The sequence below is a fragment of the Bartonella sp. PS17NMGDW genome, assembly GCF_042193555.1.
In the GTDB taxonomy this organism is placed as follows: domain Bacteria; phylum Pseudomonadota; class Alphaproteobacteria; order Rhizobiales; family Rhizobiaceae; genus Bartonella; species Bartonella grahamii.
Map to the genome: position 1 here is coordinate 141,500 of NZ_JBHILY010000001.1, position 26,658 is coordinate 168,157.

At 36.1% G+C, this 26,658-nt stretch carries 19 protein-coding genes and 1 pseudogene; 14 read left to right on the forward strand and 6 right to left on the reverse strand.

Annotation, left to right across the window (positions count from 1 at the left end; all coding sequences use genetic code 11):
* Positions 1-39 precede the first annotated feature (39 nt).
* A complete protein-coding gene (locus tag ACFIJK_RS00560) occupies positions 40-360 on the reverse strand; it encodes a biotin/lipoyl-binding protein (RefSeq protein WP_375625737.1) in 321 nt (106 codons plus the stop codon).
* Positions 350-2,016, reverse strand: a pseudogene (locus ACFIJK_RS00565) (peptidase domain-containing ABC transporter). The gene ACFIJK_RS00560 and the pseudogene ACFIJK_RS00565 overlap by 11 nt, the downstream one beginning before the upstream one ends.
* A 253-nt stretch (positions 2,017-2,269) precedes the next feature.
* Here ACFIJK_RS00565 and ACFIJK_RS00570 point away from each other — a divergent pair.
* Together ACFIJK_RS00570 and ACFIJK_RS00575 are read left to right on the forward strand one after the other, a co-directional pair.
* Entirely contained in the window at positions 2,270-2,866 is a 597-nt protein-coding gene (locus ACFIJK_RS00570) for a hypothetical protein (protein ID WP_375625739.1), read from the forward strand.
* A 763-nt stretch (positions 2,867-3,629) separates the two neighbouring features.
* Entirely contained in the window at positions 3,630-3,911 is a 282-nt protein-coding gene (locus ACFIJK_RS00575; protein WP_375625741.1) for a hypothetical protein, read from the forward strand.
* A gap of 2,249 nt (positions 3,912-6,160) precedes the next feature.
* On the opposite strand, the gene ACFIJK_RS00580 is transcribed toward ACFIJK_RS00575, so the two are convergent.
* The 4 genes from ACFIJK_RS00580 to ACFIJK_RS00595 form a co-directional block, all read right to left on the reverse strand.
* Positions 6,161-6,946 (reverse strand): DUF1499 domain-containing protein, encoded by a 786-nt coding sequence (locus tag ACFIJK_RS00580; protein WP_375625743.1) that lies wholly within the window; start codon positions 6,944-6,946, stop codon positions 6,161-6,163.
* Positions 6,947-7,480: 534 nt separating this feature from the next.
* Complete coding sequence (locus ACFIJK_RS00585) at positions 7,481-8,020, reverse strand: hypothetical protein (protein WP_375625103.1); 540 nt, start codon at positions 8,018-8,020, stop codon at positions 7,481-7,483.
* Positions 8,013-8,609 (reverse strand): DUF1214 domain-containing protein, encoded by a 597-nt coding sequence (locus tag ACFIJK_RS00590; protein WP_375625102.1) that lies wholly within the window; start codon positions 8,607-8,609, stop codon positions 8,013-8,015. The genes ACFIJK_RS00585 and ACFIJK_RS00590 overlap by 8 nt, the downstream gene beginning before the upstream one ends.
* Before the next feature lie 17 nt (positions 8,610-8,626).
* A complete protein-coding gene (locus ACFIJK_RS00595) occupies positions 8,627-10,777 on the reverse strand; it encodes a transglycosylase domain-containing protein (RefSeq protein WP_375625746.1) in 2,151 nt (716 codons plus the stop codon).
* 348 nt (positions 10,778-11,125) lie between these two features.
* Here ACFIJK_RS00595 and ACFIJK_RS00600 point away from each other — a divergent pair, with 348 nt between their 5' ends.
* From ACFIJK_RS00600 to ACFIJK_RS00655, 12 genes are all read left to right on the forward strand, one after another.
* On the forward strand, positions 11,126-11,362 hold the full coding sequence (locus ACFIJK_RS00600; protein ID WP_375625100.1) for a hypothetical protein: 237 nt from the start codon (positions 11,126-11,128) through the stop codon (positions 11,360-11,362).
* A 21-nt stretch (positions 11,363-11,383) separates the two neighbouring features.
* The gene (locus tag ACFIJK_RS00605; protein WP_375625188.1) at positions 11,384-12,049 is read left to right on the forward strand and encodes a response regulator transcription factor; all 666 of its coding nucleotides are present in this window, start codon (positions 11,384-11,386) and stop codon (positions 12,047-12,049) included.
* The gene (locus tag ACFIJK_RS00610; protein ID WP_375625099.1) at positions 12,049-13,467 is read left to right on the forward strand and encodes an ATP-binding protein; all 1,419 of its coding nucleotides are present in this window, start codon (positions 12,049-12,051) and stop codon (positions 13,465-13,467) included. The genes ACFIJK_RS00605 and ACFIJK_RS00610 overlap by 1 nt, the downstream gene beginning before the upstream one ends.
* A 234-nt stretch (positions 13,468-13,701) precedes the next feature.
* Positions 13,702-14,472 (forward strand): tetratricopeptide repeat protein, encoded by a 771-nt coding sequence (locus tag ACFIJK_RS00615; protein ID WP_375625749.1) that lies wholly within the window; start codon positions 13,702-13,704, stop codon positions 14,470-14,472.
* Positions 14,473-14,549: 77 nt separating this feature from the next.
* Positions 14,550-15,029, forward strand: a complete 480-nt coding sequence (ccmE, locus tag ACFIJK_RS00620) for a cytochrome c maturation protein CcmE (protein ID WP_375625097.1) — start codon at positions 14,550-14,552, stop codon at positions 15,027-15,029.
* A gap of 7 nt (positions 15,030-15,036) precedes the next feature.
* A complete protein-coding gene (locus ACFIJK_RS00625) occupies positions 15,037-17,016 on the forward strand; it encodes a heme lyase CcmF/NrfE family subunit (protein ID WP_375625751.1) in 1,980 nt (659 codons plus the stop codon).
* Position 17,017: 1 nt separating this feature from the next.
* Positions 17,018-17,470 carry a cytochrome c-type biogenesis protein CcmH gene (locus ACFIJK_RS00630; RefSeq protein ID WP_375625753.1) on the forward strand — a complete coding sequence of 151 codons (453 nt, stop codon included), beginning with the start codon at positions 17,018-17,020 and terminating at the stop codon, positions 17,468-17,470.
* Between the two features lie 187 nt (positions 17,471-17,657).
* A complete protein-coding gene (locus tag ACFIJK_RS00635; protein ID WP_375625755.1) occupies positions 17,658-19,169 on the forward strand; it encodes a Do family serine endopeptidase in 1,512 nt (503 codons plus the stop codon).
* A 72-nt stretch (positions 19,170-19,241) separates the two neighbouring features.
* Complete coding sequence (locus ACFIJK_RS00640) at positions 19,242-19,928, forward strand: response regulator transcription factor (protein WP_012754868.1); 687 nt, start codon at positions 19,242-19,244, stop codon at positions 19,926-19,928.
* Positions 19,925-21,307, forward strand: a complete 1,383-nt coding sequence (locus ACFIJK_RS00645) for an ATP-binding protein (RefSeq protein WP_375625757.1) — start codon at positions 19,925-19,927, stop codon at positions 21,305-21,307. The genes ACFIJK_RS00640 and ACFIJK_RS00645 overlap by 4 nt, the downstream gene beginning before the upstream one ends.
* A 77-nt stretch (positions 21,308-21,384) precedes the next feature.
* Complete coding sequence (locus ACFIJK_RS00650; RefSeq protein ID WP_375625759.1) at positions 21,385-24,330, forward strand: bifunctional [glutamine synthetase] adenylyltransferase/[glutamine synthetase]-adenylyl-L-tyrosine phosphorylase; 2,946 nt, start codon at positions 21,385-21,387, stop codon at positions 24,328-24,330.
* Between the two features lie 665 nt (positions 24,331-24,995).
* A complete protein-coding gene (locus ACFIJK_RS00655; RefSeq protein ID WP_375625090.1) occupies positions 24,996-25,814 on the forward strand; it encodes an outer membrane protein in 819 nt (272 codons plus the stop codon).
* The last annotated feature ends 844 nt before the right edge of the window (positions 25,815-26,658 follow it).

Consider the following 26,658-nt stretch of genomic DNA (forward strand, 5'->3'; position numbering starts at 1 on the left):
TTCATGCAAAGCTGTTAAAATAGCTGTTGCGATTTGTGCTTAAAGGGTTTGTTGCGCGATATCTGCTTGAACACGTGCGCACTCATTGAGGGCTTCACGGGGATCTAATTGAATAAGGAGATCACCTTGATGAACAAATAGCCCTTCTTTTACAAGGATTTTCTCAATGCGTCCTGTATTTTGCGCTTGGACCAGCTGAACGTAAGCGGTGGGAATAACACTTCCTTGCCCCCGTGCAACAATCTCTGTTTTTGCGATAAAGCTGCCGATCACAATAAAGAGAAATAAAGCAATTAAAACAGCAACAACCATATGAAGCGTTGGTGACAAAGGGCGCAAATAGGGAGCTTTATCTGCCATTTTTTGCCTCCAAATCAGTAAAGTTTAAGACGGTTGCATGCTGAGGAAAGAGGTCACTTTTGTGGGTAATAACAAGAACAATACGTTCTTGCGAAAGTTTATATAAATGCTCAACAATTTGTGCACTGACAGTGTCATCCAATGCGGAAGTAGGTTCATCCAAAATAAGAAGGCTTGGGTTTATCAGAAAGAAACAAGCCAAAGCCAAGCGTTGGCGCTGACCACCTGATAAAAAACCACCTTGCTCTCCTACTTGAGTATTAAGTCCTAAAGGCAACTGAGCAATCAAATCATGGCAAGCACTAACATATAGTGCAGCGTCGATTTCATCTTTAGTGGCATCTGGTTTGGCAAGAAGCATATTCTCAAGAATGGTTCCGGAAAAAAGGCAAGGATTTTGAGGAAAATACGCGATTGTTTCACGCACGCTACGGACATCAAAATTCTGTAAAGGTTGGGCGTTAATCAATATCTTTCCGCTTGTTGGGGGTAGAGTCCACAAAGGAGCTTCGCCAAGGTTGTTTTTCCGCACCCTGAAGGACCAAGTAACATAATTGGTTGCCCAGGTTGTAAACAGACATCAAGATGATTGATAATGGACTTATCTCCATAAGAAAAACAGAGATCGTTGGCTTCAAGATGAGGAGGAGCGCTGAGTTGAAGAGGCGGCTTTTCTTCTTCCCATTCTGAAGGGGAGTTAAGAATATCGCCCAAACGAAGACGAGAGATTTTCAAATGCTGCCATTCTTCCCATAGGGATGCAAGGCTTAAGATAGGACCAGAAACATTTCCAGCGAGGAGATGAAAGGCAATAAGTTGCCCTAGCGTAATCTGGTTTTGAAGAACTGCTTGAGCACCAAAAAAGATAATAAAAATAGTGAAAAGATCACCAAAAATATGGCTCATGGCTCCATTGAGAAGATGCAATTTACTGGTTGTAAGGCTTTGATCTAAACTACGGGCTAGAGTTTCTTGCATGCGTATCGTATGAGCAGATTCTTTTACGTGTGCTTTAATGGCTTCAAGATTGGTAAAACTTTCAATAAGGCGCGATTTATGGACAGCTTGCAGAGTGAAAGCACGGCGTAATTGGCGGCGCAAGAAGGGACCGACTAGCGCTAAAGAACCCATTTGTAAAGGTAAAATGATAAGGACAATAAAGGTCAGTTTCGGACTAATGGAAAAGAGTGCAGCAATATAAATAATGGCAAAGAGAACATTTAGCACAGTTGTGGCGATGGTTCCTGTTAAAAAACCGCGAATTGTATCAACTTCTCCAATACGTGAAAACAATTCTCCCACTTGCCAACGGCGTAAAGTGGGCAAGGAGAGACTTAAAAGATGGGTGTAAATGCGCCGTCCAAATTCTAGCGTAAGCCGATTGGCTAAATAAGCTCCTAAGTAGCCTGATAGAGTGCTAAGAGCAGTGCTAAACAGCATGATAGCAACCATCAAGACAACGATAGCATAGAGACTTTCAATACGCTGAAAAGGGAGAATACGGTCGATAATCGCTTGAAAAATAAAAGGATTCACCAAGCCCAGCAAACGCAAAACAACAGCAACGCAACTGAGTTCGATAACATAATAGATATATTTCTTTGTTGTTCTTGTAAACCAAGAGAATGATACAGGTTTTTCTTGTGAATGACTCATTTGAATTTATGATTTTATTTAAGAGAAAGAGCGATTGATGTCGCATATTTAAACAGTATTGTAAATAGTATTATATTTATACAAAATATACATTTTGTATAAATATAATATAAACATAATTTATTTATTGTTTATACAGTATTTTATTGTTATTTATACAAATTATATTTGACATTTTCTAAAATGAACAATAATGAATTTTCCACTGTATCGTTGTGATACAGTTATTTTTAATAATAAAAAGAGGATTTAAATGGGTAGTTCAAGCTCATCAAATGATTCAAGTAGTAACTCACATCCAAAAAGTTGGCTTTTTCCAGAAGAAGATGATTGTAGCCCAGGAGCTCATGCCCAAGCAGCAGGTGCAGGCGGCATCATAGGAGAAATAATAGGAGGTATTGCTGGTGCAGTTGGAGGTCTTTTTTCTGGACCGAAAGGTGTCGGTTCTGGCTTTGTCAATGGAGCAATAGGAGGTGGACTAGCAGGAGCTGGTGACGCTGTGGTAGATAAATACAATGCATGCTATACGGCACCAAGTTGTGAAACAAGCGATTATGTTGAAGCAGCTGCCATACACGGAGGCATAGGAGCAGCAGCTGGTGCATTATTTGGTCCGCAAGTAGCACTAACAGGCGGATTAGGAGGAGCTGCTGACGGTTTGATAGATAAGTACAATGAATGCCATCCGAATCCAAGTTGTGAAGTAAGCGATTATGTTGTATCAACAGCCATAAAGGGAGGCGCAGGAGCATTAATTGGTTTATTAGGTGGTCCGGAAACAGCAGTCGCAGGCGGAGTAATGGGAGCTATTAGTGGTTTTAAAGATAAGTACAATCAATGTCATCCGTAAAGTAGAGGGAGGCTGTTTCTAATTTATTTAGAAAATAGCTAGTAAGATATTTCTGAGATCAGTGATATTGTAAACATACTTTAAAGCTATGGCTAAACTGATTTCAGGGATATTTTTGTGTATGATAATAGATATTTTATTTTGGATTTTTTTGTTATGAATACTTTTACTGGCTCCTTATTGGCAACGTTTATATGTGGATTTTTAATGTTTTCTTACAATAGATTTAAAGGTGAGAACTGGAGTATAAAAAGGACAATATTATCAACAATTATGTTTTTTATATTATATTATTCTGGAAATTTATTAGTTAAATATATGGGAATTTTATAAAAATTATTTATATATAAAATTATAATTATTTGAGTTAAGTTTATTATTTGAATTATAATCTATTGCTCTCTCTATTAAATCATTCATAAAGTAGATGAAATTTCAGTCTGGATTTTTTGTTATGCATACTTTTACTAGCTCCTTAATGACAGCAATTGGATTTGGACTTTGCATGTTTTTTTACAATAGATTTAAAGGTAAGAACTGGAGTATAAAAAGGACAACATTATCAACAATTAGGTTTTTTATATTATATTATGCTGCAAATTTATTAATTGAATATATGGGAATTTTAAAATAACATAAAATAAAGTTATTATCAGTATTTTATTATTTATTATAATTTATGTATTTTTACAAATTATAGTTTATTTTTTGCTAAATAGCATGCTCATCACATGATTCAATTAGTAACTCACATCCAAAAAGTTTGCTTTTTCCAGAAGAAGATGATTGTAGCGCAGGCGCTCATGCCCAAGCAGCAGGTGCAGGCGGCATCATAGGAGAAGTAATAGGAGGTATTGCTGGTGCAGTTGGAGGTCTTTTTTCTGGACCGGGAGGTGTCAGTTCTGGCTTTGTCAATGGAGCAATAGGAGGTGGAATAGCAGGAGCTTCTGGAGGTCCTGTTGGTGCGCTCGGTGGAGCAGTAGGCGGCGGACTAACAGGAGCTGCTACCGGTTTTATAGATAAATACAATCAATGCCATCCGTAAAGTGGAGGGACACTGTTTTTAATTTATTTAGAAAATAGCTAGTAAGATATTTCTGAGATCAGTGATATTGTAAACATACTTTAAAGCTATGGCTAAACTGATTTCAGGGATATTTTTGTGTATGATAATAGATATTTTATTTTGGATTTTTTTGTTATGAATACTTTTACTGGCTCCTTATTGGCAACGTTTATATGTGGATTTTTAATGTTTTCTTACAATAGATTTAAAGGTGAGAACTGGAGTATAAAAAGGACAATATTATCAACAATTATGTTTTTTATATTATATTATTCTGGAAATTTATTAGTTAAATATATGGGAATTTTATAAAAATTATTTATATATAAAATTATAATTATTTGAGTTAAGTTTATTATTTGAATTATAATCTATTGCTCTCTCTATTAAATCATTCATAAAGTAGATGAAATTTCAGTCTGGATTTTTTGTTATGCATACTTTTACTAGCTCCTTAATGACAGCAATTGGATTTGGACTTTGCATGTTTTTTTACAATAGATTTAAAGGTAAGAACTGGAGTATAAAAAGGACAACATTATCAACAATTAGGTTTTTTATATTATATTATGCTGCAAATTTATTAATTGAATATATGGGAATTTTAAAATAACATAAAATAAAGTTATTATCAGTATTTTATTATTTATTATAATTTATGTATTTTTACAAATTATAGTTTATTTTTTGCTAAATAGCATGCTCATCACATGATTCAATTAGTAACTCACATCCAAAAAGTTTGCTTTTTCCAGAAGAAGATGATTGTAGCGCAGGCTCTTATGCTCAAACAGTAGGCACAGGCGGTCTCGTGGGAGCCGTATTAGGAGGAGGGGCTGGGTGCAGTAGCTGGTCTACCTAGAGTAGTAGGAGGCGGATTATTAGGAGCTGCTATCGGTTTGATAGATAAGTACAATCAATGCCATCCGTAAAGTGGAAGAACACTGTTTCTAATTTATTTAGAAAATAACGATAAAGATATTTCTGAGATCAGTGATATTGTAAACATACTTTAAAGCTATGGTAATTGATTTCAGGAATATTTTTGTTTAAGACAATAGATATTTTATTTTGGATTTTTTTGTTATGAATAATTTTACTGGCGCCTTATTGGTAACGTTTATATATGGATTTTCAATTTTTTTTACAATAGATCTAAAGGTAAGAACTGGAGTATAAAAAGGAAAATATTATCAACAATTACGTTTTTTATATTATATTATTTTGGAATTTTATTAGTTAAATATATAGGAATTTTAAAATAATATAGAATTACGTTATTATCATTATTTTATTATTTATTATAATTTATATATTTTTACAAATTATATTTGATTTTTTGCTAAATAGCATGCTTATCAAATGATTAAAGTAGTAACTCACATCCAAACAGTTGGCTTTTCCAGAAGAAGATGATTGTAGCGCAGGCTCTTATGCTCAAACAGTAGGCACAGGCGGTCTCGTGGGAGCCGTATTAGGAGGAGGGGCTGGGTGCAGTAGCTGGTCTACCTAGAGCAGTAGGAGGCGGATTATTAGGAGCTGCTATCGGTTTTAAAGATAAGTACAATCAATGCTATCCGTAAAGTGGAAGAACACTGTTTCTAATTTATTTAGAAAATAACGATAAAGATATTTCTGAGATCAGGGATATTTTTGTTTATGATAATAGATATTTTATTTTGGATTCTTTGTTATGTATACTTTTATTAGTTCCTTAGTGACAGCAATTGCATTTGGATTTTTCATGTTTTTTTTCAATAGATTTAAAGGTGAGAACTGGAGTATAAAAAGAATAATATTATCAACAATTATATTTTTTATAATATATTATTCTGGAAGTTTATTAGTTAAATATATGGGAATTTTAAAATAATATAAAATCAATTTGTTATATTATTTTAAAATATAATTATAAGGTGTTATTTGTAGAGTTATTTATAAAAAATAAGTTATTATTTTTATATAATATTTATCTTTAAAAAATTTTTACTGATTACATTGGGATAGATACTTTAAATCAGTATTGTCATCAAGAGTTCTGTTTTTTATTTCCTATTTTTGAATCTTTTTAATTATTTAAAGAATGAGTTGTTTTGAGATTATTGTCTTTTGTATAAGCATTGTCAGTTTATAGTTTTTGAAAAGTGATTGTTTGCTTATGTATCATGATTTATTGAAAAATAAGCAATTTTTGTGAAATAAAGTGTCTTCTCTCTCGCTCTTGATCGTTATTCATCGTCTTGTGAAAGAGGAAGGGAAGCGATTTCCGTATCAAGGGCATCCATAAAATCGATAATAAAAGCAGCATTCGTTCCCAAATCTCTTGGCAAATAACGAGAAGCAGAACGCATATCAACAAAAGTGGTATCCCCTTCATCAGTTAAGCGTATCACGATATCCGAAATAAACCCAAGGTAAAAAGTTTTAGCTCTCGTTTCAATATAAAGCGCATTTTCTTCACCTTTAAACTCTCGTTGAGCCACAACAGGCCAATCATAGTCTGCTAAAACATTAAGAACAGATTCGCGAATATGGTCAGGTGAACCATCATAACGGCGCCCCGATAGTTCTGGCCATTGTGACATTTGTAATGTTTCTTGTTCAGTCAAAACACTTTTGAGCGGTAAAGCATCGCTGGGACGTATTGTGCGAAAAAAAGCCGGCGGGCTTTGTGTATCGGTAGAAATATCGTAAAGAGCCGGTAAGGTAAACCAAAGTCCAAAAAATAACATCAGTGGTGTAGCCGTTATTACCGAATAAATGATCCCTTTTAAAGCTTTCATTCCCCCTAGGGCTCCATAGACCCATAAGCTGTAAAGTGCTTTTAAAGCAAGAAAAAGAGAAATAATCACACAGCCGGTAGAGATTCCGATCAAAATTATGAAGTCGGTTACGTTAATGACGGAAAAACGTTGTAAAATGACTGAAAATAATAAAATAAAGAACGCTAATCCACCAAATCGAGGGGACCATACTGCTGCTCTTGAAACGAACCGAACATATCTCTTCTTCATGAAGTTTTTTCCCCTCAATTGTAAACTATAAGCCAAGTTTTTTCAGAGTGCCTATCTTACAAAAAGCTTCTGCTTATAAGAGAAAAATAAAGCACTTATTTTTGAGGTCAAGGATGCATAATGTCTTATAAGTTTCCAGCGATTATTTTCGCACTTCATTGAAGGTAATCAGTATTTCTTCTATAGTTTATCATGTCATTGATGCGAACTTTATGGAAACGTTTGTAAATAAAAAGAAATAAATTCAAATAGCAAGCTTACAGTCGTTAACAGCATATTTTTCTAGAACTTTACTCTTGATTTTTCTCTTCTGATTGCGGGGAGTTTTTTCTGTCAGATAATGCGTATCAAATAGGATATGATGATGTGCAATAGAGATTTCATTCTACCTCAATAAAAAATTGAGGGATCTACAATCAGACAAACTTGAATTCGAGTATTCGATTAATAGAGAAAAAAGATAACCATTTTGAGAGGCTTCGTTTATTTTGTGTAGAAAGTAAGGTGTTGTCCAAATGAGAGGTTAGTCCGTTTTTATTCATAAAATATGCGGCAGGTCGCAGATGAAAGGAAAGCTTCACTTTCCTTTTTTGCAAGTGAAGAAGGGGCAAAAATACGTAAAATGACAAAACCTTCATTCAAATTTTTAGCAACCAAAACTGAATTAGCATTTATTTTAGGTTTTGATTTTTTGAGTTCTATTATTTGTATTGGTTTTCCAATAATAAGATCGAGTGTAGCATCAGGGGCTGTTCGGTCATTAAGGCTATAGAAAATAATTCCTTTGTGTGTGTAAGCAGCGAGTGACCAAAATTGTCGTGTTTTCAAAGCTTTTAAATGAACAGGTCCATTTTCAAGATTAAATCTGCAGACTTTAAGAAGAAAGAGTGGATCAGCAGATTGTTGAATAGGATTATCGGGAGTAAAAGCAACAAATTGATAAGGGGCGCCGGATTTTTTAAGTGCTGTCCATATATTATTTTGTGCCCAATAGGGGATGAGAAAGAGAACGCAAATATGAACGATAATAGCGCCAATGATTGCAAGAAGTGCGATATAAATGAATCTAGTCACAATTTATTTGTCCTGATGGAATTTGTTCTATTGATGGCATTGTAAGCTTTTGTAATGCCGTTGCAGAGATGATTGGGGTATCGTATAAGGTAAGAATAAGCCCGAATTCTTTTTGACTAACTGTTGCAAGCCAATTGCCGGCTTGCGGTGTAGGTGAAATATTGATGCGCAATGAGCCATCATGCTCATAAGTAATAGCGTTCGTGTGGAGTTCAAAAGGTATTTCTTTGGATGAAGTATAGGGCTTTAGGGATTTGTCAGCTGTATAAAGGGTAAAAAGACGGGTTTCAGGAATGGTGCCTTTGAGCAAATAATGACAGCGAGGGTGGAGTGGACGCCCTTGGTTATCTTGCCAAATCTGGAATTGTATACCTTCAGTACGTCCGAGTGAAACAATGCCTTGTTTAGCGGTGCGGGCGCGGGTATAGGGATCCATATTGGCGGTTCCCATTTGTGGATAAGCACTCCATTTTCCAATTCTAAAGAGTCCAAAATGATGAAAGGAATTGAGCACATAATCGACACTCAATTTTCCACATAAAATAGAAAAAGCGAAGATAAAAAAGAAAATGGTGATATTAAAAAACATCAGTGAATATCTTGAATTCAAAATGTTGAATCTCCAGTTGTTTTCATCTTCAAAGAAATTGCAGATGGTTTTTTCAGATCTTTGTTAATCAATCGCACAATATTCAATGTTTCAGGAGAAAGCGTAGAGGGTGTTGGGGGAAAAAATTCAGAATCTACATGGGAGGAAAGTATTGGGGGATGATAAGGAAGAAGAGAATCTTTAACACCATAGAGTTGTTTGAGCATAATATTTTGGTGTGCAGCAAGCATGATGCGTTGCCATATCATGGCAGGGACTCCACCCCCAAAAGCACGATTCATCGGTGAAAAGTTATCATTTCCCATCCATACCGCTCCAGTATAATTACCAGTAAAGCCAACAAACCAAGCATCACGATAGGATTGTGATGTTCCAGTTTTCCCAGCGACAAGAGTCATAGGCAGAGCAGCACGCTTACCAGACCCTCGTGTTGTGACACCCACCATCATTTGGTTCATATAAGCTGTTGATTGTTCACTCAGAACTCGGTGTAATTTTTTTCCGTTATGTTCGAGATCCCACACGACACGACCATCAATTGTTTTGATTTGTGTAAACCCATGACGATTACCAGCTATCCCGCCATTCGCAAAGACATTAAAGCCTGTAGCTTGATCCATGGGGGTCATGTTGGAAGTGCCAAGAACCATCGTTTTGTGTGATAAAATATGCGCGTTAATCCCCATATTCTTGATGAGATCTATGATGGGTTGGGTATCGCGGTGAAGATATTGATAGGTGAGATACACAGGGACTGTATTAATGGAAAAAGCTAAAGCTGTTGCTAAATCAATTTTCCCCAAATAACGACCAGAATTATTTTTTGGTGTCCACCCCCCCCAATTGATGGGAGCATCTAGAACGATTGTTGAGGGAGACAGTCCGTGTTCCAGTGCGGTTGCGTAAACATAGGGTTTGAATGAAGAACCAGTTTGCCGTCCGCCTTGTGTTGCTCTGTTAAATTGACTCTTTTTATAATCTAGTCCTCCAACAATTGCGCATACGGCACCGTTATTATCGAGTATAACAGTGGCAGCTTGTGTTACGCGATATTGTTGACCATATTGATGTAAATGATATGCAATTGATTCTTCTGCTGCTTTTTGAATATTCGGATCAAGGGTCGTTTGAATAATTAAACTATGGCTTGGAAGTTGATTACGCATTTTTTTGACTTCCTCGAATGCCCAATCAAGAAAATAATCAGCCTGATTATTTTCTATTTGGGGAAGTGCCCTAGCAGGGTGGCGATGCGCATTGATAATCTGGCTCTTCGTCATAAAGCCACTATTAACAAGATTAGAAAGGACTACATTGGCACGTGTTTGAGCCGCAAAGAGATGACTATGAGGAGCATATTTTGTTGGAGCTTTAAAGAGTCCTGCTAACATAGCAGATTCACTTAAGGATATATGACGTATGTTTTTTCCAAAATAAAATTTTGCCGCTGCGGCAATACCAAAATTATTTCCTCCCATATAGGCCCGGTCAAGATAAAGTTGTAAAATCTGTTTTTTGCTAAAATTTGCTTCTAGCCAAAGAGCAAGATAAGCTTCTTTGATTTTACGTGTTATGGTTCTCTCGTTTGTTAAGAATAAATTTTTAGCCAATTGTTGTGTGAGAGTTGAGCCACCTTGCACCACACCGTTAGCTTGCATATTTTGTGAAATTGCCCGTGTAAGTCCTTGAAAATCAATACCCCAATGATCAAAAAAACGACGGTCTTCTGTAGCAAGAACCGCTTTAATGACAGTGTCAGGCATTTCTTCAACGGGGACAGAGATCGCTGGCAATGCACCACGGTGCCCAATGGAATTTCCATAGCGATCTAGAAAAAGAATGGAAAAGTTTTTAGGAGAAGACCAATCTGTTTTGGTCAGTTCAAAAATAGAAATGCCTAAAATAGTGAAAAGAGTAAATCCCATCAACCCTAATGTCAGTATTTCATCGAGAACTTCAACGATAAAACGTTTCCATCCTTGAAGATGAAAATTTTGTGAGACGATTTTTGCCTTTTTCCAGAAAAAACTGTTAGCAGAACGAATGTGATAAAGCGCTGTGTCTAATCGTGCGTCTAATTCAATGAGAGCAGGACTGTGAAATGGCTTACGATGTTGCCTTTTCTTTTTTTTAAAAAAATCAAACATTTAAAGAGAGCCTATGGCAAAGAAATACAACCAAACAAATCTACAATAATTATATGGAGTAGAAGTATTTTTTTGCTATAGTGCTAACAGAGAAAGAGTTTATTTTAGAATTATTCATTTTTCGTAAGATAGTGTATTAAGATTTTATTATTTTATTGAATAAATTTTATTCTCATTATTAAAAATATTTTATTTTGAGTTTTTAAAAATTTGGAATAATATTAATGTGTTCTTCTGTAAGATAGAGGATAAATTATTTCCATTTGTGATTTTTAAGTCGACCCAAAAAAACCATTATTTCTTTTATCCTTTATCAAGGAAAAGAAGAGATGGGTTACTGAAATATTTATGATGAAAAAAAAATTCTTGTTTGTGATAATAGCAGCTTTTTTAGGAGCAGATTCTGTTCTAGCTTCTGGGTGTGCTGAAGTAGGTAAGAAGGTTGCCGCGCAAGAGAGCGGGGTTCTCGTCCGTTCAAAATCGGTAGTTCAGGACGGAAAGGACATGTGTGCAATTGTAGTTGTTGTACCAGCCCGTAATGGTGAAAAGTTACGTCGTGTTGAGTTTTTTGTTCCTGCTGATTAGTTTTTGGCAGATGGTGTTGTGATGCGTATCTTAATCGTTGAAGATGATCGGAATCTTCACCATCAATTAGTAGAAGCTGTAAGACGTGCAGGATATGTCTCCGATAGTGCTTTCGATGGTGAAGAGGCTTATTTTTTAGGTAGCACAGAGTCTTACGACGCGGTGATACTTGATATAGGTTTACCGTATATTGATGGTATTCGTGTTGTTGAAAAATGGCGTCAAGAAGGGCACTCCATGCCTGTTTTAATGCTAACAGCGCGAGACCGTTGGTCTGATAAGGTGCACGGTATTGATGCTGGGGCTGACGATTATGTTGTGAAGCCATTTCATTTGGAGGAAGTGATGGCGCGTTTACGGGCATTAATTCGTCGCGCTACGGGACATGCGACAAGTGCATTATGTTGCGGAAATGTTTTGTTGGATACGAAGACGTCTCGTGTTTTTGTGGATGGTCAGTTGATTAAACTAACATCTTATGAATTCAGACTACTTTCGTATCTCATGCATCATTGTGATAGGGTCATTTCAAGAACAGAGCTTACTGAACATCTTTATGATCAGGATTTTGATAAGGACTCGAATACGGTGGAAGTCTTTGTAGGTCGGTTACGGAAAAAGCTTGGAGTGGATTTGATTGAAACTATTCGAGGAATGGGGTATCGCGTGAGAACGCTAGGTGATTAATGAATACTTTCGAAGAGAATAATTGGTGTAGGAGGTTCTTTTTTGTAATTACTCGATCTCTCAGTTTACGTGTTATGGTCTTATCAACATTATGGGTTGTTATTTCTCTTTTATCGATTTCTGCAGTAAGTATTTTATTTTATAAACGTTCAACTGAACAAAGCCTAGAGCGTATTCTTTCTGCTCAACTCTACAGTCTTATTGCAACAGTGACGGTGTCATCGGAAGGTACTTTGAGAGGAGGGGCTGGGATTGATGATATTCGTTATTCTGATCCAACAACAGGATGGTATTGGGAAGTTGTTGCGATATCCCATAATTTAAAAGGAAGATTGACATCCCCCTCATTGGGAACAGGCGAGATATTTACACCAAGTGATGTTGATATACCTTTTGACAATAAGTTCTTTCGCTCTTATCGGATAAAGGGGAACAATGGTCAAAAGCTACAAGTGATTGAGAGTGATGTTGTTCTTGATAATGAAAATCATATTGCACGTTTTCGGCTTGTTGGGAATATCGATGAAGCTCATGCCCAGGTAAAGGAATTTAAGCGAACTTTGCAAATTTTTCTTTGGAGTTTTGGTATCGGGAGTGTCCTTATTAATATTGCTATTATTTTCTTTAGTTTTCAACCGTTGAAGCTTATTCGACGCGCATTGAATGATATTCGCGAAGGAAAAGTTCACTATGTGAATACGGATTTAGTAAGCGAAGTAATGCCGCTTGTACAAGAGATGAATGCTCTCATTAATAATAATCAGCGTATTATTGAGCGATTTCGCACACAGGTTGGTAATCTTGCTCATTCATTGAAAACGCCTCTATCCGTGATTATGAATGAGACAGATAAGATGCGCGGAGAAAAGGCTTGTTTGTTGAGAGAGCAAACGCAAATAATGCAAGCTCAAATCAATCATTATCTTCAGCGTGCGCGGATTGCAGCACAATGCGATAGTATTGTCTATCATACGTCTGTTCGCAGTGTGCTTGAACGTTTAGTGCGGGTTATGAAAAAGCTTAATCCTGAAAAACAAATTCAATTTATTATGGATGTTGATGATATTGTTTTTTCTGGAGAGAAGGAAGATTTAGAAGAAATTATAGGGAATTTGATTGAAAATGCTACTCAGTGGTCTCGAGCAAAGGTTTTGATCTCTTGTTGTTTAGAAGAAAATGTTGAAGAAACAGAATATTTTAGTATCTTTGTAGAAGATGATGGCCCTGGTTTAACAGAAGACAAAATGGAGGAAGCATTAAAAAGAGGGCGGCGGTTTAATGAAAGTAAACTAGGGGCAGGTTTAGGGCTAGCAATTGTTTCAGATATGGTCAGTGAATATGGTGGCAAGCTCTTTTTATCACGTTCTGATTTGGGTGGGTTGTATGCAAAAGTTTTATTACCTAAGATGGGAGAATAACATATTTTCGCCTTAAGCAAGAAATGTCTATAAAGTTTGTAAAGCAGTATTTTCAGATAATACATAAAGAGTAGGGAAACATTGTTTTTAGTTTCTTTGCTTAATTGATATATATGATAGATATTTATAATATTTTCCATGAAAAAATGAATTTTTATCAATTCACATCACTCTTCTCATGAAGATGGTAAAATGTAAGCGAGTCATTCTCTGTGCGTATTGGAAAAAAATGATATGCTTTTATTAATTTTTGCAGCATTTTTTCTGACTTTTCTGGCAAGTATTCTTTTTCTTTCACTACGTTTTGACGATGATATAAAGAAAGAATGGAAAGTTCAAACCGTGGATGGCTATAGAAGTCATAAGCATACGATTGAGTTTAACAAGCTTTATATGCATTATAAAAAAAGAAATATTCTTAAGGCTTTAAGTATTTTATTTGTTCTTCTTATGACATGGAATATTTATGGTCTGACAGGCAGTCCAGAAGTGAAAAGTTATTTTTTTAGCGAATTAATGGATAAGGATCCTAAAACTCTTAGTAAGCAAGAAAAGCTTATTCGTTTACAAGTGCTTTTTTTCCGTGCACCTCATGATGGCAAGCTAGCAGATGCGTTAGCGGTAGGGTATCTCGAAGAAAGCCTTTTTCAAGAGGCTGTGAATACTTATTTAGACGCACTTCGTTTGAATGGAGAAACAGCTCCAAGGCTTGTAGGATATGGTTTAGCATTGGTTGGTTATGAAGGGGGAGTGATAACACAAGAAGCACAAAATGCTTTTCAAAAAGCAGCAGATTTAGCGCCAACAGATTTTTATCCACGTTTGTTGTTGGCCGATGCATTGCATCAAGCAGGAAAAACTGCGCAGGCAGTGCAATTTTTACAAAGCTTTCTTGATACAATGCCTGAAAATTTTTCAGGACAATCACGTGTTAAAAAAATGATGATTCAGTTACGTGATTTATCGCGTGAGCATACAGAGAAAAGAAATCTTGCACCTGTGTAGAAGATGTGCAAAGCTCTTAAGAAATAAAATATTGATACTTAATTATAACGTATTTAAACTTTTTTCGCAGAGTGTCTATGAACAGTCAATCTTTAAAGAGTTCTGCCTCATGGAAGGTTATTTTAGAGCAGCGAAAAAAAAGGCGCTTACTGATCATATTATTATGTTGTTTGGTTATGACAATTGCAGCAAGTCTCATAGTGTATGCAATGCGTCATGCGGTCAGTTTTTTTAGAATGCCCTCTGAAATTACAAGAGAAGATATTTTAACGGAGCGCCCTTTGCGTTTGGGTGGCTTTGTTGAAAAGGGAACCGTTCAATATGTTGGAGAGAGAGGCGTTATTTTTTTTGTAACGGATAACAAAAAACATGAAAAAGTAGTTTTCAACGGTGCCTTACCGGATCTTTTTCGTGAAGGTCAGGGAGTGATTGTAGAAGGGCATTTTGATAAACAGGGTTTTTTTATAGGGATGCGTATTTTAGCAAAACATGATGAAACTTATATGCCTAAAGAAACAGCTGATCGTTTGAAAAAATATTACAGTATGGAGAAATAATTCGATTGTGCTTGTCGAACTGGGTCATATTTTTTTAGCTGCAGCATTTTCAGTAAGCTTATTAGGGGCGTTCTTACCTGCTTTAGGTGTTTGGTGGAGAGAGCGTTTGTTAATGCAAACAGCTGTTCCTCTAGCATATATCACTTTTACATTACTACTTTTATCTTTTTTAGTGATAATTTATGCTTATGTCGTATCTGATTTTTCTGTTTTGAACGTTGTTGAAAATTCTCATTCAGAAAAACCGATGCTCTATAAAATTATAGGTGTTTGGAGCAACCACGAAGGCTCTATGTTGTTATGGGTTTTAAGTCTTGCTTTTTTTAGTGCATTGATGGCCTTTTTTAGCCAACATTTTCCAGAAGATTTTAAGACGCTTGTTTTAATTTGCCAAAGTTGGATTACAAGTGCTTTTCTTTTATTTATTCTTTTTGTATCCAACCCATTTTTACGTGTGAATCCACCAGCATTACAGGGAAATGGTCTCAATCCTCTTTTACAAGATATCGCATTAGCAATTCATCCACCGCTACTTTATTTAGGTTATGTCGGTTTTTCACTTTGTTTTTCTTTTGCCGTTGCGGCATTGATTGTGGGACATGTTGATAGAATTTGGGCGCGTGGGATTCGTCCATGGCTTTTACTTTCTTGGTGTTTTTTGACATTGGGTATTATGGTTGGCTCCTATTGGGCTTATTATGAGCTAGGATGGGGGGGCTATTGGTTTTGGGATCCTGTTGAAAATGTTTCGTTTATGCCTTGGCTTTCAGGAACGGCTCTTTTACATTCTGCTCTTGTTCTCGAAAAACGAGAAATATTGAAAAGTTGGACTTTGTTTTTAGCGCTGCTTACTTTTTCCCTTTCTCTGATGGGAACTTTTCTTGTGCGTTCGGGGCTTTTAGTTTCTGTTCATAGTTTTGCTGTTGATCCAGCACGGGGGCAAGCAATTCTTGCACTTTTATTGTTTTTTACAGGAGCGGCTTTTCTTCTTTTTGCTTTGCGCACCCCTATTTTAAAAACAGGAAATTTTTTTCAACCAATTTCACGTGAAGGGTTTATTGTTTTAAATAACTTGTTACTAACAACAATAACAGCAACAGTATTGATTGGTACGCTTTATCCTTATTTTATTGAGATATTAACAGGACAAAAAATTTCTGTAGGGGCTGCTTTTTTTAACCTTACCTGTGGACCGCTAATGGTTTTGCTGTTGTTGTTTGTTCCGTTTGGGACAATGATGGCATGGAAACGCGGTGATTTTCTTGCAGTTTTTGAACGGTTATGGTTTGTTTTTGTATTGGTTGGTATCGTCTGTTTTGTAATATTTTATGCGACATCTGTGCGTGATATTTTTGCCGTTTTAGGGATTGGGCTTTCAGCGTTTGTTTTTTTAGGCAGTTTAGCGGATCTATGGGGAAAGAGTGGATATGGCAAGAGAGCTTTTTCAGTACGCGTTAAGAGATTTCTTGGATTGCCATGGTCTACTTTTGGTGCAGCAATAGCACATATGGGATTAGGTGTTACATTATTTGGTATTGTTTGTGTGGCAAGTTTTGGGCAAGAACGTATTTTAATCATGAACGTAGGGGATAGGGTGACGATAGCGGATAAAACGCTTCATTTTGATGCAGTGTATGATGATGTTGGTTCGAATTATTCGGCAATGGAGTTTTATTTTAAAATATATGAAAATAAAAACATTGTGGGTCATGTAACAGCCTCAAAGCGATTTTACTCGAGCCAAAATACATCAACAACAGAAGTTGGTCTGAAAAATCATGGCTTATCGCAGCTATATATTGTACCAGGACATATCGATAATCGGGGTCTTGTTGTGCATGTATGGTGGAAGCCTTATGTAATATGTATTTGGTTAGGGGCATTCATGATGGCTATGGGGGGATGTCTTTCTCTTCTGGGGTATTGGTTTCGCATTGGTATGTACAATAGGGTAATGCCTGCTTTAAATTTTTGGAAAAGACATTGAGATGAAAAAAATTCTTTGGATTGTATTTTTTTTAATTGCAACGTTTCCTTTTCAATTAGCAATAGCAGTAGAGCCGGATGAGATTTTAAAGGATAAGATTCTTGAAGCGCGAGCACGCCATATTTCATCGCATTTACGTTGTCCGGTTTGTCAAAATCAATCAATTGATGATTCAGATGCTGCTTTAGCACGTGATTTACGGCTTTTAATTCGGGAAAGGCTAAAAATGGGCTATAGTAATCAGCAAGTCACTGACTTTCTTGTTGAGCGATATGGTGAATTTATTCTCTTGAAGCCACCATTGAATAAAATAACTTGGTTTTTATGGTTTTCGCCTTTGATCATTATCATCATTGGCGCAAGTATCATATTTTTCCACTTCAAACGGAACAATCATGAGAAAATAATGAGTTATGTGAATGAAGAAGAACAGCCAAAAATGCCATTGCATTAAAAAAGATGTTATATAAAAGAAAAAAATCAGATCATCTGCAATGAGCATACAATCTTATTGTAATTATATTAGGGAATACTGAAACCTTACAAAACTTTAATAATTTAGACAGAAAATGGTAAGGTCTGGTGTTTTATAAGTGATCGAAATTGGAATAAAGGTATGATTGAATAGGAGCATAGAGTAAATGGTTAAAAAGGCTTTCTTTAAAACATTTGTCGCAGTGAGTTTTTCTGCGATATTGGAAAGTGCACTGTTTTTTAGTGGATGTACATCAAGCTTGTGGATAACAAAGGCTCATGCAAGTTCTGTATTTACTTCGTTAATACAACAACAGGGATTTGCCGATATTGTTGCTCAAGTGAAACCAGCCGTTGTAGCAGTACAAGTAAAGAGCAATAAAAAGAAAGAAGATAGGTTCTTTAGCAACTTTTTTAGTGGTCCAGGACTTGATCAATTACCAGACCAGCATCCTTTAAAAAGATTTTTTAAAGAGTTTTATGATTTTGATAAACCTAAAAATAAATTTCCCCACCAATCGCAAAGACTCCGTCCTGTTGCTTTTGGATCGGGTTTTTTTATTTCGTCTGATGGGTACATCGTGACCAATGATCATGTGATTTCTGATGGAACAAGTTATACTGTTGTTCTTGATGATGGTACAGAATTGAATGCAAAGCTCATTGGGAAAGACCCCAAAACCGACCTTGCCGTATTAAAAGTGAGTGATAAAAGAAAATTTTCCTATGTTGATTTTGGTGATGATTCAAAGCTTCGTGTTGGGGATTGGGTTGTTGCCATTGGGAACCCATTTGGCCTTGGTGGAACTGTGACAGCAGGTATTGTTTCTGCACGTGGACGTGATATTGGCACTGGTGTGTACGATGATTTTATTCAGATTGATGCTGCTGTTAATAGAGGAAACTCTGGTGGTCCAACGTTTGATCTTAATGGAAAGGTTGTTGGGGTTAATACAGCAATTTTTTCTCCTTCTGGAGGAAATGTTGGGATTGCTTTTGCTATTCCGGCAGCGACTGTAAAACAGGTTGTACAACAACTTATTGAAAAAGGTTCAGTTCAACGTGGTTGGTTAGGTGTTCAGATTCAGCCGGTAACAAAGGAGATTTCCGATTCAATAGGTTTGAAAGAAGCCAAAGGTGCTTTGGTTACTGATCCGTTAAAAGGACCGGCAGAAAAGGCTGGTATTAAAGCGGGTGATGTAATTATTTCAGTGAATAATGAAAAGGTTGCTGATACACGTGAGCTGGCGAAACGTATTGCAAATATTAAACCAGGAGAAACGGTAACTATAGGGATTTGGAGATCAGGTAAGGAGGAGAGTATCAAGGTTAAGCTCGCTTCAATGTCTGAAGATGAAAGTAAGAAAGAGGCTTCAAAATATTCAAATGAACGGGGTGATTTAGATGAAACATTGGAAGATTATGGTCTGATTGTTATACCCTCTGATGATGGTGTAGGGGTTGTCGTAACGGAGGTCGATACCGATTCAGATGCTGCAGATAAAGGGATACGTCCTGGTGATATCATTGTGACAGTAAATAATAAACCGGTTAAACGAGTCTCTGATATTGTTAGTACAATCAAAAATGCTCAGCAGTTAGGACGAAAGGCTATACTCTTACAAGTGCGAACAAATGATCAAAATCGTTTTGTTGCTCTACCAATTTTGAAAAAATAAGGCTTTAGTTGTAGGACAAATGTTTATTAAACATTTGTCCTACAACATAATAAAGTAATGGAGATACGTTTTATGAAGATACTCGTTATTGAAGATGATCATGAGACGGGGCATTATCTCGAAAAGGCTTTTTTGGAAGTAGGGCATTCCGTTGATGTTGCTTATGATGGGGATACGGGATACGCTTTAGCGACCACGGAAAATTATGACGTTATGGTTGTTGATCGAATGCTTTTGCATCGTGATGGTCTTTCTATTATTGCTGAATTGCGCGCTAAAGGCAATGAAACACCGGTTCTTATTCTGTCTGCTTTAGGGCAAGTCAATGATCGTGTAACGGGGTTGCGTGCAGGGGGAGATGATTATTTGACAAAGCCTTATGCTTTTTCTGAACTTCTTGCGCGTGTTGAAGTTTTACAACGGCGGAAAAATCCTAAAGAAGCAGAAACTGTTTATTGTGTAGGTAATCTTGAGCTTGATCGGCTAGCACATACGGTAAAACGGGGTGATAGAAACATTCTATTGCAACCACGAGAGTTTCGTTTACTTGAATATTTGATGCGCTATGCGGGGCAGGTTGTTACACGCACTATGCTTTTGGAAAATGTTTGGGATTACCATTTTGATCCACAAACGAATGTCATTGATGTCCATATCTCCCGTTTGAGAGCCAAAATTGAAAAAGATTTTGATGTTCCCCTTCTCCATACCGTGCGTGGAGCTGGATATATGCTGAAAGCACCAGATAACAAAGCATGAATCGTTTGATTAATATAATGCGCACGACGGCGCTAAGGCTTTCAGCACTTTACATTTTATTGTTTGGATTGGTGGCAACAGGGCTTTCTATTTATATGACGGCATTTTCTGCTTCATTGTTAACAGAGCAAACTGAACAGGCTTTACATGAAGAATTAAAGTATATTGAAAATGCTTATAATTATGGGGGATTATCCTTATTAATGCGCACTATTGATTATCGTTCAAGACAACCAGGAGCATTTCTTTATCTTGTCACGGATTCTATGGGGCGTATTTTAGCAGGAAATGTAGCACGTATTGAATTAGGTCTTTTGAATCAGAGTGGTTTTATTTCTACCTCTTTTTTATACTCCCGTTTTGGAGAACATGGCAAAACAAGTGAACATCGCGCTTTGGCGGTTATTGTTGATTTACCTAATGCTATGAAGATTCTTATAGGACGCGATTTGGATGAGCCAGAACGTTTTGCAGTGGTTATTCGTAAAGCTGTGGTCATTGCACTTGCTGCAATGGTTGGAGGCGCTTTACTCATATGGTTTTTTGTTGGCAGGAGAGCTTTACAAAGGATTGATCATGTAACGGCTGCATCACAGCGCTTGATGGATGGTGATTTCAGTGGGCGTTTACCTGTCTCTGGAGTAGGGGATGAGTTTGATCGATTGTCAGCTAATCTTAATGTTATGTTAGACCGCATTGAAGAGTTAAATATTGGTTTACGTCAAGTATCAGATAACATTGCTCATGATCTGAAAACGCCGTTAACGCGTCTTAGAAATCGCGCTGAAGAGGCGCTTTCAGGAAATAAGACAAAGCTTGAATATCGTCAGGTCCTTGATAGGGTTATTGCAGAATCAGATCAACTTATTTGTACGTTCAATGCGATTTTAATGATTTCACGTATTGAGGCCAGCAATGCAATTGAGCATCTTGAAATGATGAATATGAAACTGATCCTTGAAGATGCTGTTGAGATTTACGAACCTTTTGCTGAAGAGTCAGGTGTTTTACTTCGGTTGGGGAATATATTTAATAAAGACCTTAAGTTGAATCGTGAGCTTGTTGCACAATCAATTTTTAACCTTATAGATAATGCCATTAAATATGCGTCTAAAGGTGAAAGGAAAGCGGAGGTTTGCTTATCAATGGAATATCGTGATGAACATTTATTAGTTGTTGTGAGCGATAATGGACCAGGAATAGCAGAGGATAAACTTGAAAAAGTGACAGAACGATTTGTTCGTCTTGAAGAAAGCCGCACACAACCTGGGTTTGGGATTGGTTTAAGTATAGCAAAAGCAGTTATGAAGCTTCACGGGGGTGAGTTGTTACTTGAAAATGCAAATCCAGGGCTTAGGGCTGTTTTGTTATTTCCTTAAAGATATTTTTCTTCACTTTTCTCTTTTCATACGTAACAACTATTTTAAAAGTATAAAGCAATAGAAAGGAAGGCAAAATGCTTTTCAAGGGAGCGCAGACGAAACAAGCTTTTTTAAAAACACAGCTTCTCCCTTTATGCCCTCTCGATAAAAGTGGTTCCCAATGGTTAAAAGACATGGAAGAACAAGCAAGGGAAGAAGGTTTAGAATCTCTTATTTCCCTTATCTTAGAGAGTGGAACGCAGATTGATTTTATCAGTTCAGTTATGACCTTATCTCCTTTTTTGCGTGAGGTTTTAATTGCCAATCCATCATATCTTAGTGCTTTATTAAATGTTGATATAGAAACAAGGCTGAGCGAAATTATAGATGATATTACGGCTATTGATAAGGATGAAACTATAAATGAAACTTCATTAATGGCTGCTTTAAGGCGCAAAAAAAGAGAAGCGCATGTTCTCATTGCTTTAGCTGATTTGAGTGGTGTTTTTACTTACGAAGTTTCATGTGCTTGGTTGACACGTTTGGGCGAAGCAGCATTAAGTGTAGCGCTGCGTTTTCTATTAAGAGAAGCGCATGATCATGGTAAGATCAATTTATTAAGCCGTGAGAATCCAGAAAAAGACTGTGGTTTAATTATTTTAGGGATGGGAAAATTAGGAGCAGGAGAACTTAATTATTCTTCTGATATTGATCTTATTGTTTTCATTGATGAAACATCACCTCATATTGGTAATCTTTCTGAAAGTGTTGACGTATTTTCTAAAATGGTACGCCGATTAATCCGTATCATTCAAGAACGCACTGCGGAAGGATATGTTTTTCGTCTTGATTTTCGGCTTCGTCCAGATCCAGGATCAACCCCTTTGGCCTTACCAGTAAGGACTGCCTTGCGGTATTACGAAGGGCGTGGACAAAATTGGGAACGAGCAGCCATGATTAAAGCACGTCCAGTTGCTGGCGATAAGAGGGCAGGTTTTAACTTTCTTAAAGAGCTTTTTCCCTATGTGTGGCGGAAATATTTAGATTACGCTGCTATTGCTGATATTCATTCGATCAAACGTCAAATTCATGCGCATAAAAATTACGGTCAAATTGCAGCTTATGGGCATAATATAAAGTTAGGTCGTGGTGGTATTCGTGAGATTGAGTTTTTTGTTCAGACACAACAGCTTATTGCCGGTGGGCGTTTTCCTCAATTACGTGGACGTCAGACAGTTGCAATGTTAGCAGAACTTCACACGCTTGGTTGGATTAGTGAGAAAACAAGAAATAGTCTTATAAAAAGTTATGCTTTTCTTCGAAATGTGGAACATCGGATTCAGATGCTTTTCGATGAACAAACACACCTTCTTCCAAATGATATTGCTCAATTCACGAGTGTTGCCTATTTAATGGGTTATCAAGACAGTAACAGTTTTATCCGTGATTTATTAAAAACACTTCAGGTTGTTGAAAAACATTATGCAGCACTGTTTGAGAATGAGCAAGAACTTGGTTTAGAAATTGGTAATTTAGTTTTTACAGGTGAAGAAGATGATCCGGAGACATTAATAACGTTAAGCCGTTTAGGCTTTGAAAGAGCAAGTGATATTTGTCGTATTATGCGCACTCTCCATTGTGGTCGTTATAAAGCAACGCAATCAGCCGAAGCACGCGAGAGATTAACGGAATTAACACCAGCTCTTTTGAAAGCTTTTGGTGGGACAAAACGAGCTGATGAGGCGATGTTGCGTTTTGATAGTTTTTTACAGGGCTTACCTTCAGGAATTCAGCTTTTTAGTCTTTTACAGTCTAATCCCTCTCTTTTGGATATGCTTGTCCTTATTATGGGTGCTGCTCCACGTCTTGCAGAAATTATTACACGCAGATCCCATGTTTTTGATGGAATGTTAGATCCGAATATTCTTTCAGAATTACCAACAAAAGCGTATTTAGAAAAACGGCTTGAATATTTTCTTGAAAATATTCTTTCTTATGAGGAAATTCTCGACCATTTAAGAATTTTTGCAGATGAACAACGTTTTTTAATTGGTATTCGAATTTTGAATGGTGCAATTACAGGAGAAAGAGCGGGTTTTGCTTTTACTGCGCTTGCTGATCTTATGATTACAAAAACATTTGCTGCCGTTCAAGAGGAATTTTCTCGTCTTCATGGTAGTATTAAAGGGGGGCGTGTTGGCATATTGGGTATGGGGAAGCTTGGAAGTCGCGAATTAACAGCAGATTCCGATGTTGACCTCGTTTTGCTTTATGAACACGATGATGATGCAGAAATATCTGATGGAGAAAAGCCTCTTTATATCTCTCAATATTATACGCGTTTAGCACAGCGCCTCATTTCTGCTTTATCCACTCTTACAAGCCAAGGTGTTCTTTATGTCGTTGATTTAAGGTTACGGCCGTTAGGCAATAAAGGACCTGTTGCTGTTTCTTTTCCATTTTTTAAAAAGTATTATCGCCAAGAAGCATGGATATGGGAATATCTTGCTTTAACAAGGGCTCGAGGCATTGCAGGAGATCCTGATTTTTTACAAAAGCTAGAAAATGAAGTGTGTGCAATTATTGCTATTTCTCGTGATAAGAAGGAAGTTGCAAAAGAAGTATGTGAAATGCGTTCCTTGATTGCAAAAGAAAAGCCGCCAAAAAATCAATGGGATTTAAAAACGATGTCTGGTGGCATTATGGATTTGGAGTTTATTGCTCAATTTTCTCTTATTACGCATGTCATTGAGTTTCAAATTGGAGCAACAACAGCTGATATTTTAGATCACTTACCAGACAGTTTTCTTAATCAGTCATGTATTGCTGATTTACATTATGCCTATCATCTTTATACAAATTTGAGTCAAATTATACGGCTTTGCTTAAATGATTCTCTTGATCCCAATGATATGCCACCTGGATTAAGTGACCTTTTGTTAAATAGTGTTGGGGAACCTGATTTGCTTCGTGTTGAAAAACTAATTGCAGAAACTGGGCAATTGGTCTGTTCAGTTTTTACAAAAATCATGAAACATTAAAATAATTTTATAAGAATAATAAAAATTATTAATTCCGTTTTTATATATTAATTTTTGTCTTTTATTTCATTACACACTTGAGAGGGTTAGAGTGAAGTTCTCTACTGGTTTCTCAAGTGTGATGAAAAAAAATTTCTGTTAGATGTGTCATTCTTTATACAAAAAGCGATGAGTGACGAGTTTAGTGAATGATATTCTTTATGAGCCTTATCTCATGTGTATGATAAAAGCATATGGGTCATTTATTAAGCAGCGGTATATCAGATACATTTATGAATTAAGGGATATTCAACACAAAAATATATGCAAGAGTGTTTTTATCGTACATATTTATATAAAAACTTATAGAGATTATGTCTCATTACACTAATAATACCAAAATATTAAAATCAATATGATAAAAATCTTTATTGATTACATATCTCATTTTTTCAAAAAATTGATATTATAATTATTTGTATAATCATGATTAATATGAAGCTATAAAAGCTAATATGTAATAATTAATGGAAATATAAAGCATATTTAAATTTTTTTATAATATTATTTATTAAAACTAATTTTATTTTTTTATAACTGTGTCATTTTTGCTATAGATTTTTAAAAAAAACTGTGAAACTATTTACTATTATTTATGTATCACATTAGCTTTTAGGGGAGCAATTATGATTACAAAGTATTTAGTCTCAACATCTATCTTTTCTTTAATTTCAATTTCTGTAGTACAGGCGGCGGATATGGTTACTCCTGAACAGCCCGTTCCTGTTATTGCAGCTCCTGCTTTTTCTTGGACAGGATTTTATCTTGGAGGACAGATTGGTAGCTTTTCAGGTAAAACAACTGCAAGTTATTTAAAAGATGAGACGGGGATATGGAATCCAATTGGAAAGGAGGATTTACCTAAACTTTCTGGTTTTATAGGGGGAGTTTATGCAGGTTCCAATATTGATATCGATAATGGTTTTATTATAGGTATTGATACGGATATTATGTGGTCTGATAAAAAGGGTACAAAAGATATTAATCGACCCAAAAAAAGTCAAACTGAAGAAGATTCTTCAGAAGAAGCAAATCTAACAAGAGATTCTCATGAGGAGGATTCGACAATACCTATTGAAGCTGTACGTCATACTTTAAAACAAAAATGGGCTGGTGCTACGCGGGTGAGAGTTGGTTTTGCGATTGAGCGTGTAATGCCTTATGTTTCTGGAGGGATTGCTTATACGCAACTTCAGAATATTTTTGGGTTAGTTGCTGACAGCAACAACAGAGCAGTTAATTTTTCTGATTGGTTGCATGATGAAAAAAAGACCATGATTGGTTATACCCTCGGAGGTGGTGTTGATTTTGCAATGGCTGATAATGTTATTGTGCGTGCAGAATACCGTTATTCAGATTTTGGTAAGAAGAAGTTCGTGCATGATAAATTTGAAATGGGCTACAAGACAAACGATTTCCGCGTGGGTGTAGCTTATAAATTTTAGTTTTTGCCGAATTAAAAATTCAAAAGTCTCATTTTAGAATGAGGCTTTTATTTTTTAGATATGTGCAGTGAAATATCCTTCACTCAAAAGAGTTACTATTTTATTCGAACAATACGTTTATTTATAAATATAATTTACTTTTTCATGTTGAGTGAGAGACCCAAGTATCATAAGATTTTCTCATTTTAAACCTATACCATGTTGAACCAGTGAAAACCATGTCTTTTGCACGTCAAAAGGAGGGAGAGCCGTGAGATAAAAAACATGAAAGAAAGAATAAAAATACTCCTTATGAACCTTCTCAAGTGCCAAAGGCTGTCGCTGCATTGGGACTTGGCAAAGTGTGAGATTTTGATACTAGCTGGCTTTTTCATAAACGTAAAGATGGTGCTGCTAAATGGACTTATCATTACATTATTCATAGGTGCTGTGGGAAATGGATTTGGGTGCTTTAAAAGATGCTTTTTTAAAACAAACACATGAATTGGCAACTTAATTGCGTTTTGTTTTATTTGAAATACCTCTCATACAATCGACGTTTCTGTTTTTCATTGTCGTAAGATATTTATTTAATAACAAAAAATCGTTAAAGCACGTAAAACTACATCCGCAATAAAACTTAATAATAATAATTTATATTAATAAAATATCTATAAAGATTATTATAAAGTGATTTATAGGAAAAAATAGATAGCAAATTATGAATTTATCGAGACATAAAAAACATTATTAACTATGCCTATTATAGAAATAGAATCTATTATTTTTATAAATCTTTTAAATGTACGATAATAAATGTCGAATGAAATAGTAGGGGATTATTTAAAATATATTTACGATAAAT

Excerpts from the sequence above, each read along its gene's own strand:
- ACFIJK_RS00595 (WP_375625746.1), bottom strand. The coding sequence starts at position 10,777 with ATGTTTGATTTTTTTAAAAAAAAGAAAAGGCAACATCGTAAGCCATTT.
- ccmE (WP_375625097.1), top strand. The coding sequence starts at position 14,550 with ATGAACAGTCAATCTTTAAAGAGTTCTGCCTCATGGAAGGTTATTTTA.
- ACFIJK_RS00560 (WP_375625737.1), bottom strand. The coding sequence starts at position 360 with ATGGCAGATAAAGCTCCCTATTTGCGCCCTTTGTCACCAACGCTTCAT.
- ACFIJK_RS00570 (WP_375625739.1), top strand. The coding sequence starts at position 2,270 with ATGGGTAGTTCAAGCTCATCAAATGATTCAAGTAGTAACTCACATCCA.
- ACFIJK_RS00590 (WP_375625102.1), bottom strand. The coding sequence starts at position 8,609 with ATGTTTTTTAATATCACCATTTTCTTTTTTATCTTCGCTTTTTCTATT.
- ACFIJK_RS00610 (WP_375625099.1), top strand. The coding sequence starts at position 12,049 with ATGAATACTTTCGAAGAGAATAATTGGTGTAGGAGGTTCTTTTTTGTA.
- ACFIJK_RS00630 (WP_375625753.1), top strand. The coding sequence starts at position 17,018 with ATGAAAAAAATTCTTTGGATTGTATTTTTTTTAATTGCAACGTTTCCT.
- ACFIJK_RS00640 (WP_012754868.1), top strand. The coding sequence starts at position 19,242 with ATGAAGATACTCGTTATTGAAGATGATCATGAGACGGGGCATTATCTC.
- ACFIJK_RS00650 (WP_375625759.1), top strand. The coding sequence starts at position 21,385 with ATGCTTTTCAAGGGAGCGCAGACGAAACAAGCTTTTTTAAAAACACAG.
- ACFIJK_RS00605 (WP_375625188.1), top strand. The coding sequence starts at position 11,384 with ATGCGTATCTTAATCGTTGAAGATGATCGGAATCTTCACCATCAATTA.
- ACFIJK_RS00635 (WP_375625755.1), top strand. The coding sequence starts at position 17,658 with ATGGTTAAAAAGGCTTTCTTTAAAACATTTGTCGCAGTGAGTTTTTCT.
- ACFIJK_RS00655 (WP_375625090.1), top strand. The coding sequence starts at position 24,996 with ATGATTACAAAGTATTTAGTCTCAACATCTATCTTTTCTTTAATTTCA.
- ACFIJK_RS00615 (WP_375625749.1), top strand. The coding sequence starts at position 13,702 with ATGCTTTTATTAATTTTTGCAGCATTTTTTCTGACTTTTCTGGCAAGT.
- ACFIJK_RS00600 (WP_375625100.1), top strand. The coding sequence starts at position 11,126 with ATGATGAAAAAAAAATTCTTGTTTGTGATAATAGCAGCTTTTTTAGGA.
- ACFIJK_RS00645 (WP_375625757.1), top strand. The coding sequence starts at position 19,925 with ATGAATCGTTTGATTAATATAATGCGCACGACGGCGCTAAGGCTTTCA.
- ACFIJK_RS00580 (WP_375625743.1), bottom strand. The coding sequence starts at position 6,946 with ATGAAGAAGAGATATGTTCGGTTCGTTTCAAGAGCAGCAGTATGGTCC.